The sequence below is a fragment of the Streptomyces sp. DSM 106670 genome, from assembly GCF_055792845.1.
In genome coordinates this window covers 727,136-744,781 of sequence record NZ_CM147704.1, presented here as the reverse complement: position 1 = coordinate 744,781, position 17,646 = coordinate 727,136, and the positions used below count along the sequence as shown (strand labels likewise).

The 17,646-nt window shown below is 70.2% G+C and carries 7 protein-coding genes (1 of these 7 running past the window's edge); all 7 read left to right on the top strand.

The window, feature by feature from the left end; genetic code table 11:
- Nucleotides 1-317 precede the first annotated feature (317 nt).
- On the top strand, nt 318-653 hold the full coding sequence (locus tag ACSMXR_RS03055) for a hypothetical protein (RefSeq protein WP_030081476.1): 336 nt from the start codon (nt 318-320) through the stop codon (nt 651-653).
- A gap of 88 nt (nt 654-741) precedes the next feature.
- Entirely contained in the window at nt 742-1,050 is a 309-nt protein-coding gene (locus ACSMXR_RS03050) for a WXG100 family type VII secretion target (RefSeq protein ID WP_030081478.1), read from the top strand.
- A gap of 107 nt (nt 1,051-1,157) precedes the next feature.
- Nucleotides 1,158-1,631, top strand: coding sequence for a type VII secretion system-associated protein (locus tag ACSMXR_RS03045; protein ID WP_137231507.1), 474 nt, complete (start codon nt 1,158-1,160; stop codon nt 1,629-1,631).
- A gap of 48 nt (nt 1,632-1,679) precedes the next feature.
- The gene (locus ACSMXR_RS03040) at nt 1,680-5,282 is read left to right on the top strand and encodes an AAWKG family protein (RefSeq protein ID WP_473171181.1); all 3,603 of its coding nucleotides are present in this window, start codon (nt 1,680-1,682) and stop codon (nt 5,280-5,282) included.
- A gap of 108 nt (nt 5,283-5,390) precedes the next feature.
- Nucleotides 5,391-5,846, top strand: coding sequence for a YbaB/EbfC family nucleoid-associated protein (locus tag ACSMXR_RS03035; RefSeq protein WP_473171180.1), 456 nt, complete (start codon nt 5,391-5,393; stop codon nt 5,844-5,846).
- Between the two features lie 2 nt (nt 5,847-5,848).
- The gene (locus ACSMXR_RS03030; protein ID WP_364886304.1) at nt 5,849-6,217 is read left to right on the top strand and encodes a hypothetical protein; all 369 of its coding nucleotides are present in this window, start codon (nt 5,849-5,851) and stop codon (nt 6,215-6,217) included.
- A gap of 114 nt (nt 6,218-6,331) precedes the next feature.
- Nucleotides 6,332-17,646, top strand: partial view of a lonely Cys domain-containing protein gene (locus ACSMXR_RS03025; protein ID WP_473172334.1) — the 5' portion only. Its footprint extends 21,595 nt past the window's final position; the window shows 11,315 of its 32,910 coding nt (coding positions 1-11,315); its start codon is at nt 6,332-6,334; its stop codon lies beyond the right edge, outside the window.

Genomic DNA, 17,646 nt, shown 5'->3' with positions numbered 1-17,646 from the left:
AAAGGGAGCCGGGTCGGGGAGATTTGGTGAGGGGTGTGAGCGGTCAACCTCAAACAAAGCTCAGAAATGGGCTGCCCCGGTGACCGTTCGGATTTCTCCGACGCCCGTTTCCTGTCCGTTTCCCGTTCGCGGGCGGTCCGGCGCCGACGCCTGTTCATTTCCCGGAAACATGCGGCAACTGCCGTGCGCCGGCGGGTAATCCGGTACCCAAACCTATGCTCAAATCTTCCTTACATGCGTTGCGTCGGGCGGTGAGTTCTCCATAACCTCGGCGAACAACGGTGTGACGAGAGTTACCTCGACGAAGGGAGCGTGACATGGCGGACAGTGGCCAGAGGAGGGCCGATTATGCCAAGGGCTTGGGAGGTGTCTCCTCACTGGAGTCGGCCCGTGCCTCGGTGGAGAAGACTCAGAACAACGTCGCCGAGATCGCCGCGCGTTCGGGCGTGGGCGGTGACGAGGGCCAGGCCCTGCTGAAGCTCTTCCGCAGCTGGAACGGCGAGGCCCAGAAGGTCGTCGTCCAGATCAGCAAGATGATCGACGCGCTCCAGGAGAACGTGACGTCGGCCAACCGGCTGGCGAAGGAGAACCAGGACCTCACCGAGGTGCTCAACAGCAAGACCAGCCAAGGCGTCTTCGAAGCGCTGCGCTGACCCCCTCGCGTGACCGGCCCCCTCCGTGGCGGCCGGACCCCGTGAGCAGCTCCGGGCCCGCGCGCCCGGCCACCCGAGAGGAGATGTCATGGCCGACGGCATCATCGATGTGCAGTACTCCACGGTCCGTAACGCGATCGAGGAGCTGAAGCAGCAGACCCAGCAGATCATCACCACCCTCAACAACCTGGAGGACGAGCTCAAGCCGCTCGTCACCTCCTGGGAGGGTGACGACCAGGCGATGTACCGCGGCGTGCAGGCCGAGTGGGACCAGGCGACCAAGAACATGGCCCTGCTCCTCGGCGACAGCGGCGAACTGGTCCAGAGCATCCACGACAACCACTCCCGGGACGAGCGTCGCAGCGCCGACAACTGGGGCAGTGTGCGGGCCCGTTAGCCCACTGCTCGGGGCCCGCCCCCTGCCGCGCGCAGGAGGGCGGGCCCCGGCTTCCCGCTGCCCCGTTGCAGTCATCCCGTCCGGGCCCGATCGCAGGAGGACGTCCCATGGCCGGTGAGCACGCCGACGTCAAGCATTTCGACCTCAAGCAGATGGAGAACTTCCGCGACAACGAGGTGCACCCGGTCTACACCAAGGCCAAGAAGCACAAGGAGGATGGAGAGGGTGAGGGCGACAGCCGCATCCGCCCCCTGAGCGAGCTGATCGGCGGCTACACCACGGCCGACAACCTCGACCAGGAATCGCAGCTGCTGCGCCTCGGGCTGATCAACCGGGAGAAGCTGATCTCCGGTCCGACGCTGGTGGAGAGCGTCAAGTCCGTCGCGACCTCCCTCGACAAGCTGCTCGGTGACCAGATGGAGCTCTTCAAGGAGCTCAAGGAAGCCCTCAGCGACACCATCGAAGAGGCCAACAAGACCAAGAACAAGAACCTGGACGCGATCGACGCACAGACGCTGCTCCAGACCTTCGAGGAGGTCGACACGCTCACGAGCGGCTCCTCGGGCACGGAAGAGAAGTAGCCGCCCCGAGCACCGGGGTGGACGGCGAAGGACGAGAGAGGGCGCGCGGTGGCCGACCGGTACGACGAATCATCCGTCGGGAACGTCGACAAGTACGAGAACACGGATGCGGCGTCCAGCGACAACTGGGCCGACCTTGTCACGCACATCACCGGCTATCCCGTGCCCAAGCGCGGCGAGATCTTCGACACGCTCCGCTCCGACCACGGCGGCAAGCTCTTCCGGATGGACATCAAGGAGCGCAGCCTCGGCCTTCTCGTCAAGGACTCCGGCTTCCTGCGGGACAAGGGCCAGGACTACGACATCTGGTTCTTCGACAGCGGTAAGAAGCGTTCCATCATGCAGGCCCGGATCGTCTTCGAGGGCCGTGTGAAGTCCGGTGACGAGGTCATCTTCGCCGGCACCGACTCCACCGACGTCAACGACGTGTCCGTGCGCGAGGGCAACGAGTTCACGGACTACAACAAGGACAAGTTCAGCACCATCCCGCTGGCCCGGTACATGAACGGTCCCCGGGCGGCCCTGATGGCTCTGCTGAAAGGCAACAGCGGCGACGGCCGCTTCAGCGGCCTGGTCGCCAAGGAGTCCGACGTCGTCGACCTGAGCTCCTTCACCAAGGCCGGCTACTCCTTCGACTACGCGGCCAAGTTCTTCAAGGACCATGCGCCGCTGCTGAAGGACTGGGAGGACCGGTTCGGCGCCGACGACGCGAGCTGGAAGGGCGAGGCCGCGGAGGTCTTCCGCAGCCTCATCAAGAAGATCCGCGAGAACTACGACAGTTATGTGGAGACCTTCAACGAGACGGCGGGCAGCGGGGACGCCATCGGCACCGGCAGCACCGTCTACTCCCGGGCGCTCTCCCTCGGCCGTTCCCACCTGGAGCAGGCCGCCCGGGACCTGCTGGACAAGTGGCTGGCCTGGGCCCGGTCGGACTACTACGACCCGCACCAGGTGCTGCGTTACGTCCTCGACGACCTGGCCCAGTGGGTGGACAGGGAGAACGTCGCCAAGACCGACATCAAGTCGTACACCTCCCGCTACACCACGACGGTCAGCCACAGCCCGCAGGCCGGCTTCTCCCAGGTGCACCCCGACTACGGAGACCTCACCGACATCGCCAACTGGGCGAAGGTCGGCGACAAGGCGGTGGACATCTGGAGCCGGGCCGTGGACGACATGCTCGTGAAACCCGCCCGCGAGGTGCAGTCGAGGCTCAACAACCAGTTCCTGACGCTCTCCAAGGACTTCTCCGAGAACGTACCCGAGCCCAAGTCGACCGGCACCGCGAGCGAGGAGTACGAGAAGAAGAAGCTGGAGGAGGAGAAGGAGAAGATCAACGAGGAGAACGAGGAGAACCGCCGCTACCAGGACGAGCTGCGCGAGGAGCAGCGCAAGCAGCGGGAAGAGGACAAGAAGTATCAGGACGAGCTGCGCGAGGAGCAGAACAAGCAGCGCGAGGAGGACAAGAAGCTTCAGGACGAGCTCCGTGAGGAGCAGCGCCTCCAGCGCGAGGAGGACAAGAAGCTTCAGGACGAGCTGCGTGAGGAGCAGAACAAGCAGCGCGAGGAGGACAAGAAGTACCAGGACGAGCTCCGTGAGGAGCAGCGTCGGGAGCAGGAGGAGGCCAAGCGGGAGGCCGAGGAACAGGCCAAGCAGATGGAGGAGAGCCTCGGCAACATCAACGGGCCTGGCGGTGGCGGTGGCGAGGGCCTCGGCGACCTCGACGATCTGTTCAACCTCAAGCAGGACATCCCGGTGACGGAGAGCACGGGCAACCTCGACGGCATCAACGGCCCTGGCCCCGGCGGATCGAACACGCCCAGCCTCGACGACGTGACCAACGCGGTCACGGAGAACCTCGGCAATCTCGGCGACGTGAACAACCCGGGCGACGTGAACAACCCGGGCGACGTGAACAACCCGGGTGACGTGAACACCGCCGGCGGCGGCCCGCTCCCGGTGAGCTCCAACCTCGGCAATCTCGGCGGGATCAACGGCGGCCCCGGTACGCGGAACCCCAACGACGCCGCCAACCAGGCGGTCACCGAGAACCTGGGCAGCCTGGGCGACCTCAACAACGGGGCGGGCGGCTCACTCGACACCCCGACCGGCGGTCGGACCCAGCTCGACGGCAATCAGCTCACCACGGGCTTCCCGGACGGCAGCAGCACCTCCTTCGATCCGGACAGCGGACTGCTCACCACCACCCACCCGGACGGCAGCGTCACCACGCAGGATCTGGGCGACGGAACCCGGGTGACCAATCCCGACGGTTCGGTCACCTCTCTCGGTGACGACGGCAAGCTGACGACGACGTACCCCGACGGCACCAAGCAGGAGATCGACCCGGCGACCGGTCAGGTCACCTCCACCGCCCCGGACGGCAGTGTGACCACGGAGAACCTCGGCAGCCTCGAAGGCCTGAACAACCGCAACGGCATCGGTGACCTGGGCGACCTGGGGAACATCAACGCCGACTTGCCGACCGAGTCGCCCGGTGACCTCGGTGATCGCGAGACCGTCAACGACCTGGGCGACCTCGGGAACCTGAACACCGACGACGCGGGCCTGAAGTCCCCGACCGGCAGTCTCACCGGGCTGGAGAACGGCGACTTCGCCACCACCTTCCCGGACGGCGGCAAGGCCGTCTTCGACCCGGACACGGGACAGCTCACCAGCATCGCTCCGGACGGCTCGAAGGTCACCACCGACCTCACCCACGGGGCCGAGGTGACCAACCCGGACGGTTCCGTCTCCTCGCTGGACAACGGCCGGTTCCTCAACTCCTTCCCGGACGGCTCCAGTCACTCCATCGACCCGGACACCGGGATCGCCACCGTCACCGACCCGCAGGGCAGGACCGAGACGGTCACCCTGGACGAGCTCAACTCGGCCGGTGGGAACAGCGGTGGCAACGACAGCAGGCCGGACTTCCTGGACGACCTGCGGGACCTCGGCCAGAACCGTGATCTCGGCAACCTCGGAGATCTCAACGGGAACCAGGACCTGGACGGCCTGAACGGGAACCGGGACCTCGATCTCGACGGGCTCAAGGACCTCGCCAACGGCAGTGGCGGCAGTGGTGGGGGTGGTGGCGGCGACGGGACCAGCACCCGGGACGTCGCCCTCTCGGAGCTGGGGCTGAGTTCCCAGACCGGAGCGGGCGGCTCCGGCGGTGGCCTCCCCGGTGCGAACCTTCCGTCCGCGGAGACCCTCGGCCAGGTCGCTCCGCTCTCCGACAGCGCGGCGAACAACGCGACGACCCCGGGCGCCGGCTCCGGCGGCGGTCCGGGAGCGCCCGGCGCCCCGGGCACGCCAGGCACCCCCGGTATGCCGATGGGCGGCGGAATGGGCGGGATGGGCGCGGGCGGCGGCGAGAAGGGCAACGGCGAGCGTGTGCGGGCCGTCCTGGTCGACGCGGCGGAGGAGAGCGAACGCCGCAACCGCCGCAGGCGTAGTCCGTGGAACCGCCAGGAGGACAGCGACACCTTCCTGGCCCCCGCGCAACGGGTCTCGACCACCGGCGGCAACTCCCCGGAGGAGGAGGGGGAGCAGGAGCGCAGGCCCGCCACCGCCGCCGACTACCTGGAGGAGGACGTGGACGTGTGGGGCACGGAGGAGGGCGGCACTCCGGCTGTCATCGGCCGGTGACAGCCGTGGCGGCGGCAGAGGCGGAGCCGGAGTACGCAGCCGCCGAGGTGGACGTACGGTCATGTGTACGGATGGCGATATGATCATGAAGCTAGGAGGGGTGCGCGCATGACGGAACCGCTGGAGAAGCGCCTGGAAAAGGCCATGGCCGAACTGCACGCCGCCCAGGAGGCGGTGGCGCGCACCGAGCGCGAACTGCGGTCGGCGTCGTTCTCCGTTCTCTCCTCCGACCGGGCGGTACGGGCCACCGCGGGTCCGCAGGGCGAACTGACCGGAATCGAGTTCCTGGAGAACAAGTACCGCGACATGTCCCCGCAGGAACTGGCCGCCAGTGTCCTGGAAGCGGCCGGCGCGGCTCGGCTGAAGATGAACCGGCACGTGATGAAGGCGATGGCTCCCTTCGCCGAGCCGAGCAGCGACCTGCCGGAGCTGAAGGGCTTCGAACTGGACTGGGAGCGGATCTTCGGCCCCGAGGTTCTGCGTGAGGACGACGAGGACACCTCACGAGGCGGTCCGGCGACCCCGGCTTGGCGGGATGTCATCGGCGACGAGGGAGAGGACTGACGATGGGACCGCGGTACTACGTCGATCCGGAGCGCATCGAGGCCCTGGCACGCCAGTTGGAGGAGATCGGGGTGCTCACCCGCACCATGACCGAGGAGTTCCTGGACGAACTGGCGCTGACGGTCAGCTGGCCCGGCACCAACAGCGAGTTCTCGGAGAAGGCCAAGCCGCAGGAGCAGGAGGAGCGGCAGACCACCAAGGACACCATGCTCTCCATCAGGGACGCGCTGGTGGGCATCACGGACGCCACGATCGGCAACGTGCGGATGATGAAGGACACGCGCGACCGCAACATCGACGAGATCGAGCACGGCAACAGCCGCATCGAAACGGACGGATTCGACGGCACGGGCGGGCATGGCCGGCGCTGACCTCCGCCCCGCACGTCGCTCCCGCACACAGGGGGAAGCGGCGGCTCCGTCCTGCCCGCACGGCCCCCGGGGCGGCCGTCGGTGAGCATCCAGGTATCGCCCGAGGTCAACGCCATGATCTTCATCCTCACCGGGGAGAAGCTCATGGACGCGGACGAGGACCTCGCCTTCGAGAGCCGTCGGCCCTACTCCGGCCTCGGGCGCAAACTGGACCGGCTGTCCTCGCTGATCGACAAGTCGATCCATGACATCGGTGAGTCCATGCCGGACGATCTCGCCTCGTCGTACGCCAAGGCGATGGGCATGCTCATCGACGACGGCGGCAAGAACTACCTGCGCGACTTCTCCGACCAGCTGGACAAGATCGCCGAAGGCCGCCGCAAGACCTCCATGGACATCATGGAGTCCAAGTGGCAGGTCATCGCTGAAATCATCCGGCTGCTCATCGAGATCGCGATCTATCTGGCGATGTCCTTCTTCACCGGTGGCGCTTCGGCCAGCCAGATCATGATGGCCAAGCTGCGCAGCCGGTTCTTCATCCTCACCACCCTCAGCCACCTCCTCCAGCGGCTGCACCTGGCGCCCTCGCTGACCGAAGCGTTCGCCGAGGCGTTCACCACCTTCGCGGTCCGGCTCGCGATGATGAACTTCGCTCCGGACGGACGCCGTCCCGACGGCATCGACTGGAGCGACATCGGCAAGGCAGCCGCGTTCGGCGCGGCAGCGGGTTTCTTCACCAGCGTCTTCGACAAGTTCGCCAAGGACATCGTCCGCAGTTTCGACGGCAACTTCCTCAAGGGAGGCCCGGACCTCGACTTCAAGAACCCCAAGTGGCGGGACACGCCGGACGTCGACCTCAAGCCCAACGGCCCGAACCCTCGCCCCAACCCCAAGCCGGGCCCCGACCTCGACGATCTGCCGAAGGACCGCCCCGACCCGAAGCCGTACGGCAACGGCAACGGCCCGACCCCCTCGCCCGGCCCCGTACCCGTCACCTTCCGGGACGGTCCGCTGTCCTTCCGGAACAACCCCGAGCTGTGGCGGAACAACCAGATCCTGCGCTACAACTCCGATCGGCCGGGAGCGCTGGCCGGCCACTACGGGCTCAAGGGCACGGCCGACTTCCTCGCCGCCGGATCCGGCGAGGCCCTGGCGGAGATCCTGATCAAGGGTGCCTTCGACGGTGACTGGTCCACCAGCTGGACCACCTTCGTCGGCGCGGGAGTGAGCAGCCAGGTCGAGTCCACGCTCTCCGACACGGCTCTGAACAGTGGCGCCGAACTGCGCCATGTCATCGACAAGTTGCGCGTCCAGCCGCCGCCGACCGTCTCCTCGGGCGATATCGGTGCGCCCGGATCCGGGGAATCCGCCGGCGCCGAGGACTCCCACGGTCCCTCGCGTACGGAGGGGAGCGACGGCGGTGGCAGCACCGGCGGCGCCGGACGCGGCACGCCGCCACCGCTCGCCCAGCAGACCACGGGCCACAGCGACCTCGTCGGCAGCGAGCCGCCGCCCTACGTCGGGGACGGTTCTACACCGTTCAGCTCCGCACCGCCCCCGTACAGCAGTCCGGCGCCTCCGGCGTACACCCCGGGCCCGATGCCGGTCACCGCGGCCGAGAACGAGCTCTGGCAGCAGGTCCACAGCGGCCCGGTGGAGGTGCGCGAGCAGGCGCTGCGAGATCTGGCGGCGCTGCGGGGCGGCCAGACCCCGGATGCTGCGGAGATAGAGATCCGCGATCGCCTTCAGGACGGCCTGTCGGGCATTCCCGAGGTACGGGTGGTGCCGGGCGACAGCTCCCCGGCCACCCAGGTGGACACCGACGAGATCCGCCGTGCCCTCGGCGGTTTCGACACCCAGGTCACCATCGACCGCCCGGCCACCGTCGGCTCCCCGGGGCCGAGCGGCGGCCCGGTCGAGGGCGACCCGCCGGTCGGCGAGAACGTACCGGTGAGGGGCGATGCGTCGGCCGACGGGACCGTGTCCGTCGACGGGCCCGGTCCGGCCCCGGCGGTTCAACGGGACGGGAGCGACGCCGACCTCGGCGACGTCTCCGGCGCGAGCCGGGACAGTTCCGGCCCGGACGTCCTGGAAGAGACCGGAGGCCGGAAGGCTGACCCCGGTCTCGTCTCCCCGGCGGACGGCACACCGGAGCAGCCGGAAGCGCACACCGCGCCTCATCCGGACGCCGTCGCCACGGACCGGCCCGCCGACCCGACGACGGGCCCCGCCGCCGACGCGGACACGTCGCCCTCCGACGGCTCCGCCACCGCCGGGACGTCCCTCGGCGAGGCACGAGGAGGCGCGTCGGGTTCGGATCTCGCGGACGGCTCAACCGAGGGGAGCGGGCGCACCGATCCCGTGTCCGGTGGGACGGAAGGCGTGCCCGTCGCCCCCGCGGCCAACGCCGCTCCGGGGCAGGGCGGTTCCGCCCGGCCAGGAGGCGCCCCCACCACCGCGAGCCCTCCTGCCGCGGGACCCTCGACCGGTCCGGCCCCGGGCACGCGCACCCCGGACGCCACCCCTTCCGCGGACGGCCCCGGGACCACCACCACCGAGGGCGCGACGCAGACCACGGACGAGGACCACTCCACGCGGACCGTTGCCGACGACGCCCCTCGCCCCGGCTCCGACCCGTCCCGGTCGAGTGACGTCGACACCTCCCGGGCCACGGACCTGAACGTGACCACGGACTCCGGTCCGTCCGCCGCACCGTCGAAACCGAGCACGGTAGGCTCGTTCGCCGACCCCGTGGGCCAGGGTCCCGACAGCGCCGTCACCGACGTCAGGACGGCTCCCGACTCCTCCCGGGAGACGGGGAGCACGACGGCTCCGTCGCTGACGATCGTGGTCTCCGACGCGGAACCGCCGGGGGAGGGGACGCCGGAGTCGGCCACGCTGCTCGACACGGCGGGAACCGACCGGGTCGTGGTGCTCGGCCCCGTGACCACGGCTGACGGCACCGGCCCGGTACGCGCCGCCGTCGAGTTGACCCGCGACGCACCGGGCGCGCCGGTGCGGGTCCGTCCTCTCACCGGGCCCGGCACCGCCGCGACCGCGGACGGCACGGTCTTCCCCGGCGCGGATGTGCTGCGTCCGTTGGCCGATGCCTTCGGACCGGCGCCCCGTCCCGCCCAGCCCAGCAGCACGGCCACCCCCTCCGCTCCCTCGACCACCTCGTCCACGACACCCGCCACGACGTCCTCCGACACCCCGCCGCCCACCGGCGATGTCCCGAGGAAGTCCACGACGACAAGCGGTCCGGAGAAGCCCGCTTCGACCGTCGGACGTGACCGGGAGAAGCCCGGGGCCGCACGCGCCGACGGGGTCGTTCCCACCGTCTCGTCGGGCCCCGGGAAGCTGGCCGCCTCATCCCGCCCGTGGACCGGAACGGCCTCCTCCGTGCTCCTGGAGTCGGACCCGGGCGACGGCGGAGGGCGGGGCACCGGAGGGAACACCCCCGGGACCGGTGGCGGACGCGGACCTGGCAGGGGATCGGCCACCTCGCCCCCCGTGGAGACCGCCACGGACGACCTGTCGGCGGCCACGCCGCCGCCCGCGCCCCCGTCACCGGCCGGCCGGGTCGTCACACGGCCCGCCGCCCGCGCCACCGGTGACGGACGGTCCGGTGGCGAACCGTCCATCACCACGCTGGACGGCGCGACGGTCCCTCTCGCACAGGTGCGCCGCTGGGTTCCTGAAGCGGCGGTGCGTCCCCGCCCCGGCAAGGCCGTACAGACACTGACGGTCTCTCAGGACCCGGCCGAGGACGGTACGGAGCGCAGCGCGGGCCGTCGTGCCCTGCTGGGCCAGGACACCTTCCGTGGCGTACGGACCACACCCCCGCTCCCGGGCGCGGACACCGTGGCACCGGCCACCCCCGGCAGGATTTTCACCGGCCCGCCCGCGCCGCTGCCCGCTTCCGGAACCGAACGGGGCGCCGACGCCTTCGCCGGGCACGGCACCTCTCGGACCGTTACCCTCGGCACCGACGACGCCACCCGGCCCACGGTCAAGGTCAGCGGGATCCAGCTCGGCGAGGTCCTCAAGTCCTGGGCGACGGACGGTTCGCAGGACCGGCCGCTACTGCTGTTCTCCTGCGAGACCGGCCGGCAGCCGAACATCGCGGGCCTGGCGGTGGCTCAGCATGTGGCGAACCGGACAGGCCGCTCCGTCTACGCCCCCACCTCGGAGGTCGGCACCGCCCAGGACGAGGACGGCAACGTCTGGCCGGTGCTCACCGATGGGGCGGACGGACCGGGCCGGTGGCGGCTGTTCACCCCGGAACCCGCCGGGGCCGACCTGGACGCGCTGGCACGCGAGGCGGGGCTGCACGCGGGCCCCGACCCGGCCGACGCCTTTGCCCGCGCCCGCACCCTCCAACAGGTCCGCACTCTGCGCGAGGTCCTCGGACCGGACGCCGAACAGCAGCCGGAGAACCGGCAGGCACTGGCAGCTCTCGCCTACGTCGACGGTGTGCGTTGGCGTGCCCCGGGCACCGCCGCCCGCTACGGCGACGGTCGTATGACCCCGGACCTGCTGGACCGGATGGTCACCGACTGGTACACCGCCACCGACCTCACGAACGTCGACCCGGCCACCGGACCCACACCGGGGCAGTACAGGGCATTCCTCGAAGCCGCCGCCGAACTGCGGGCCGGTGCGACCCCGGCGACGACTCTCGACGCCCTGCTGCCGCCCCCACCGCCCGAACTGCCCCCGGACACCTTGGTCTCGCGGTCCGATGCCCTCGGTCTTTCCTATGCGCGCTCCGCCGAGATCGCCTGGTCACTGTCGAACGCACCGCTCCCGTTGCCCGAACTGGGCCTGGGCCCCGAGGACACCGCCGAGCTGGCCCGCCGTCTGCACCGGCCGGAGCCCCCGGCCCCGCCCACCCCGGCCCCGCCCACCCCGACCAGGCCGCACGACGTGCCCGAGTCCGGTGGGATCCCGCCCTTGCCCGCGCCCCCGGTGAACTCCCTGGTCGTCGATTCCTACACGGCTCGGCATGTGTATGGCATTCCGGAGAAGAATTTTTCCAAGTTCCGTGATGTGGCGCGGGATCGGAATGTGGTCGTGGATGTGCGGCCGACGAATCCGTCTGCGCCGAAGTGGTTGGATGCGGGGGCGATGCCGAAGCCGCAGGACATCAAGGCGAAGACGGTCAACGAGGTTGATGTTCTGTTGGGGGCTGATGCGGGGAACGTCGGTCTGGTGGGTTATTTCAAGCCGGTTCTGCCTGCTGAGGGTTCGGTTCCGGTGGATGCGTGGGACGGGGTGGTCTCGCGGTTCAATCAGCGGTCCGTGGAGTTTCATGAGCTGGCCGGGAAGATGGCCCAGTATGAGGCTGAGGGCAAGTTCACGGTGCATGACGGTATCGTGTTCGGTTTTGATGCCGAGGGTGGGCGTCGTCCGATCACGGGAGATCATGATCTGTTCGATGTGTCGTCTCCGGATGGTTCTCGGATTTCGCATCCGGAGCATGATGCGCTGATTGATGAGATGCGGGCCAAGGACATGGCGGTGGCGCATGGTGCGCACATGTTCTGGAATCCGCCGACGGCGTTCGACAAGTCGGTGTTCGACAAGATCGTCGGTTCCCATCAGGGGCCTTCCGGCGAACCGCTGCTGCGTTTCACCCCGAACAGCGACCACGCCGTGCTCACGTGGACGCAGAAGCTCAAGCCCGGACAGGTCGATTCCTACACGGCTCGGCATGTGTATGGCATTCCGGAGAAGAATTTTTCCAAGTTCCGTGATGTGGCGCGGGATCGGAATGTGGTCGTGGATGTGCGGCCGACGAATCCGTCTGCGCCGAAGTGGTTGGATGCGGGGGCGATGCCGAAGCCGCAGGACATCAAGGCGAAGACGGTCAACGAGGTTGATGTTCTGTTGGGGGCTGATGCGGGGAACGTCGGTCTGGTGGGTTATTTCAAGCCGGTTCTGCCTGCTGAGGGTTCGGTTCCGGTGGATGCGTGGGACGGGGTGGTCTCGCGGTTCAATCAGCGGTCCGTGGAGTTTCATGAGCTGGCCGGGAAGATGGCCCAGTATGAGGCTGAGGGCAAGTTCACGGTGCATGACGGTATCGTGTTCGGTTTTGATGCCGAGGGTGGGCGTCGTCCGATCACGGGAGATCATGATCTGTTCGATGTGTCGTCTCCGGATGGTTCTCGGATTTCGCATCCGGAGCATGATGCGCTGATTGATGAGATGCGGGCCAAGGACATGGCGGTGGCGCATGGTGCGCACATGTTCTGGAATCCGCCGACGGCGTTCGACAAGTCGGTGTTCGACAAGATCGTCGGTTCCCATCAGGGGCCTTCCGGCGAACCGCTGCTGCGCTTCACCCCGAACAGCGACCACGCCGAGCTCGTCCACCCCGCAGCCCGCCCGGTCGAGAACAGGAAATCGCCCCGCGAGCACACCGCTGTCCCGGGCCTGGCGGGGACGGTCCAGGCGGACGGCCAGACCTTCCACAGGATGCCCACCCGGGGCGACGGGGACTGCCTCTTCCGGTCGCTCCTCGACACCGCGCGCAGCCACCCTGTCCCGCCTGCCTGGGCCGCGCGGAACGTCGCCGGACTCCGCGAGCTGCTTCGTGACCGGCTCGCCGGCTCCGAACTGCTCGCCCCGAACGTCGAAGCCGCCCCCGATCCGGTGCTCGTCGTCGTCGACGACCTGCGGATGGCCGCTCTGGACCGGGCACGGAACGCCGAGGAGCGGGACCGGACACGGGAGACCTGGGACCGGATCGCGCAGGAGGTCGTCGAGGCCGGGGACGAACGCCGGTGGCGGCAGATCCTGGAGGAGAGCGGCTATCCCCGCCTCGCCGCCGTGGCGCCCACCCCCGCCGACGCGCGGCGGCTCGGCACGGACGGGCTGATCCTCGCCGCGGCCGAACAAACGGCCCTGTGGTCCTCGCCCTTCGCCGACGCGCTCCCGCTCGCGCTGGCACACACCCTCGACCTGGAGCTCCGGCTCGTCCGGCCCGACACGTCGGCACCGGAGGGCACCTCCGTCATTCCGCTCAACCCCGGAGGCCGTGGCGGCACCCTGCACGTCGCCTACAACGGCTCCGACCACTACGACACCCTGGTTCCGGCCACGGCTCTGCCCACCCCCACCCCCACCCCCAACCCCGATCCCACCCGGGCCACCGAAGATCCGGCCGGCTCCGACGTCTTCGGGGAGTGGCTGCGGAGCATGGGTGGGATCACGGATCTGGACGTCCCCACGGAGGAGAGCCCGGTCCCGGTCGTCCCCACGGAGGAGAGCCCGGTCCCGGTCGTCCCCGCGAAGGAGAGCCCGGTCCCGGACGTCTCCGCCGAGGAAAGCCCGGACCGGGGCGATCCCGTACCGCTGGAGACGCAGCTGGAGCGGCACCGTCCGGCAAGACTGCTCACCGGCGAGGACGCCCGGCCGCCGGGCCCCGCTCCGCGCACCGTCACCTTCGACGACGGCAGTCGCCTGCCCACCGTCCTGATCAGCCCGGACGCCGATCCGGGCGACGGCTCCACCGGACCGGGCGCGCGGACCGCCGGGACGCCGAGGACCGGACTCCTCAACGGCCCGGGCGTCCTCACGCTGCGCTCACCCGAGCAGGTGGCGAAGGAGATCTTCGACCAGCTGCCGAAGAAGCTCCGCACCCAGTTCGACGGGGCGGAGCTGCTGCGCCTGCTGCGGGACCAGCCCGGTGCGTTCACCTCCCCGCGCGGTGCCCGCCTCGTCGGCCGGGAGAAGTCCGGGGTCGGCCACGAGATGATCGTCGAGGCCGTCCCGTACCACCGCTGGGAGCGTTTCTCCGAAGCGGGCGGCGCCACCGTCCGGTTGGACACGATGAGGCGCGGCCAGGCCGGTACGGGCGGCGGGCGCAGCGTCGGCGTCGGCCGCCGGGTCGCCGCGGCGCTGGGCATGGGCCCGCCCCTCAACTGGTTGCTCAAGATCGGCGTCTCGCTGGGCTGGACCCGCAGGACCGACTACACCTTGGGCACCCAGGCGTACCACCAGAGCGAATACCGGGCCTGGACGGGGTCCCACCTGCACCTGGACGATGTCCACTACCAGGTGCGTGTCGAGCGGATCACCGAGGATCCGTCGGCCCCCGTACCGGGTGTGCCGCCCGCCGCCGCACCCCACTGGCAGCGCAGCGAGGTGCACTCGGCCGGGTTCGCCATGCGGGACGGGTTGAGCTGGCGGCTGCCGGACGACCTCACCGTGCCTTTCACGGGGCCGAAGCGCGCCCCGGAGACGCTCACCTTCCCGGACGGGGTCGAGCCGCGGATCGCCGACACGACCGCCCTTCACCTGACGGATCCGCCCGAGGAGATCGCACTCGCCATCTCCGGTGCACGCCCCGGAAGCTCGGCGCATCGCACGCTGATCTCGTACGTACGTCCCGGGCGGCTCCTCGGACTCTTCGGCCGCCTCTCCGGACCCGTCAGCGGGCCCGAGCTGACCCGGGGCAGCGGGCAGCACCCCTTGGGCCATCTGATCGTCGAGAGGTCGATCCCGCACCGGGCCACTCTGGTCACGGAGTCGGTCAAGGCCGAGATCCGGGACCTCGCCCAGACCACCTACCAGAACCAGCGCGCTCACGCGCGCAACACGGGTTTCGGCGTACAGGTCACCGCGGGGCCGAACAACACCCTCATCGGCCCCGAGACCGACGTACGCATCCAGGCGGGTGCTCTGGTCCGCACCGATCTGAGTGCGGGCCGGAGCCACTTCCTCGGCGCCGACTCCGCCCGCAAGGTGACCGGCCGTGTCCGCAACCAACCGGTGGCGCTCTACCGGGTGGAGCGCACCCTGATGGTCCGCAAGGCCGGTCAGCCCAGCTCCGCGGCCCGGCCGGTCCGCGTGGTCAGCCTCGACTGGTACTCCACCCAGGACGCGCGCCGGCTCGCCGGCTGGGACAGCCGTACCCCCGGAGCGACCGGGCCGAACCCGACCGCCGAACCGCCGGTGCCGTGGTACCTCACGCGGGAGGACCCGGTGCACCTGGGCGGCCAGGTCCGTGCCGAGGGCTTCGTGCCGGACCAGCGGCCCCCGGCCCCGACGACGGCCACGCCTGCCCCGGTCGCCGCGACGACGGCTCCCGCCCCGGCGACGACCACGCCCGCCCCGCCACCGGTCACGCCCGCGCCCGTTCCCCAGGACCCTCTGAAGGCCTTCACCGACACGGTCCTGGACACGCTGCACCGCGCGTACCCGTCGCTCTTCGTCCCGCCGCTGATGCTGCGCCACCCCCACCTGGCCAAGCTCTGGTACGGGGACGGGCGCATGCGGACCGCTCTGCACAACGAGCGCCAGGTGCGCGAGGCGCTGAACCGGCCGACCCTCGCGCAGAGCCTCGACGATCTGACCACCACCGGCGTGCCGGTCACCCTGACGGAGGACAGCAAGGTCCGCCGGGGGCACCACACGCTCATCCTGCGCGCCCGGCTCACCGACCGACGGTTCGAGACCACTCTGAGCGAACGCTCGCTGCGCAACGCCGTCGTCGGCACCGAGATCTCCGGTCAGGGCCAGCAGGACTCCACCACTCTCTCCGCCGGCGTCGAGCTGGGCATCTCGCCGCGCGAACACGACAAGGACCCCGGCACCGGGCTGCCCCGTCAGGCGGGCAACGTCTCTCTGGGCGCCCGCTACGCGCACACCCGCACGCGTGCCACCAAGAACACCGTCGCGGTCACCCACGATCAGCTGGCCTTCCAGAACAACTCCGACCTCTACAGCTACCAGGTGGAGTTGGGCGCCACCTTCGAGGGGCACCGCCGCCCGCGCGGCTGGACCCGGCTGGTCTCGGTGGGACTGCTGGGCGCCGGCGTCTTCGTCAGCAAGGTCGCGGAGCGCCCGCTGTTCGCCCGGGGGACCGAGACCGTGGGCCGGGTGGAGCTGGCCGTCCCCGCAGCCCACGGCTCCGAGCGCCACGCCCCTGTCGACCCCCCGGCCACCGGCCCCGCGCCGACGCCCGCACCCGCCCCGGCACCGCGAACCCTGTCCTCCACCGAGGCCGACCAACTCCTGGACGGCACACGGCCCTTGCCCCGGACCTCCGCGGCCGACCGGCAACTCGTGAACAAGCTGCTCAGCGCCCCGCACGTAGTTCTCGGTGCTGAGGGCGGCGAGCGGCGCCAGCAGCTCGTCCAAGACACCGCCGACCGCGCCACCGGCGACTCCTGGCACGTCAACGCGCCCGGCACCCCGATCCGCACGGCCCTGCGCCGGGCCATGGCCAACCTCGGCGTCGCCGGGCAACTCGGCCAGTACCTGGGCCCGTTCGGCTCCCGCATCACCGGTCTCACCGGTGCGGGCCCCTTCTCGACGCACTACCTCAAGGCGGCGGTGCGGGGCGAGCTGGAGAACCTTCGTGTCAAGAGCGACCCGAAGCCGGGCAACCTCGAAGCCACGATCGGCAACGAGCACCGCGTCGCCGGCACCTCCGGCAGCGGTTCCCGGACCACCCTCGGACTCCAGGGCGCCGTGACGCCGGTGCAGCGCGCCCCCGGTCAACAGGCGCTGGTGGGTGCGTACTCGTCCGCGCTCCAGTACGCCTGGGGCAAGGGCCGCAGCGTCTCCCAGACCCTCACCCGGGGCCGCAACACCACCCTCAGCTACGCCGGCCGGATGTACCTGGTGGTCGCCGACGCCGCCGAGACCGTGGCCGTACGCGACCGCTGGACGGCCGCGATGGGGACGGTCGGCACCCGGGCCGGGGGCCGGATCAGCTCCGCCGCCGGCCGGATCTCCGGCCGGCTGGGGCGCGGGCTCTCGCCGCGCCGCGCGGCCGCCGCACTTCACCGCGTCCGCGACGCGGTGATGTTCCACCTGCCGATGCAGGACGCGATCGAGGCCGGCCTCGCCCCGGACGGGCTCGGCACCAGCACACCGGACAACCTCGGCGGCGGCTACCGGCTGCCCCCGTTCCTCCGCCGCCGCCACTTCCCCTCCCACCCCAGCGGCCAACTCGACGCGAGCCGGGCGGCGCAGCAGCTGATGCGGCAGCTGGAGCGGATGGGCGTGCCGTCGCACGACCGGGAACAGGTGCTCCAGCGCCTCTCGCCGGACTTCCTCCGCTCCCATGTGCATGAGTTGACCACCGACGGGATGGCCCTGCCGGTCCACTACCGCACCTGGTCCAGCCCGCACCACCTGCCGGTCGGCGGCAGCCCCGGGCAGCTGCGACTGACCCTGACGCCGGTCACCACCACTGTGGAACGGCTGCGCACCGGCTATGAGTTGGAGGACTACCGCACCACCGCCCGCGACGACGTCGACGGCCGTTCCCAGGACCGTGGTGCCGATGTGACGCTCAGCGCGAGCGAACGCGCCGCGGGCAGCGGGGTGCTGGCCGCCAACCCCGCGCTCCAGGGCACCGCGGCCAAGCAGCGGTCGAGCAACGTGACCGAGGCGGTCGGCAGCACCTCGAT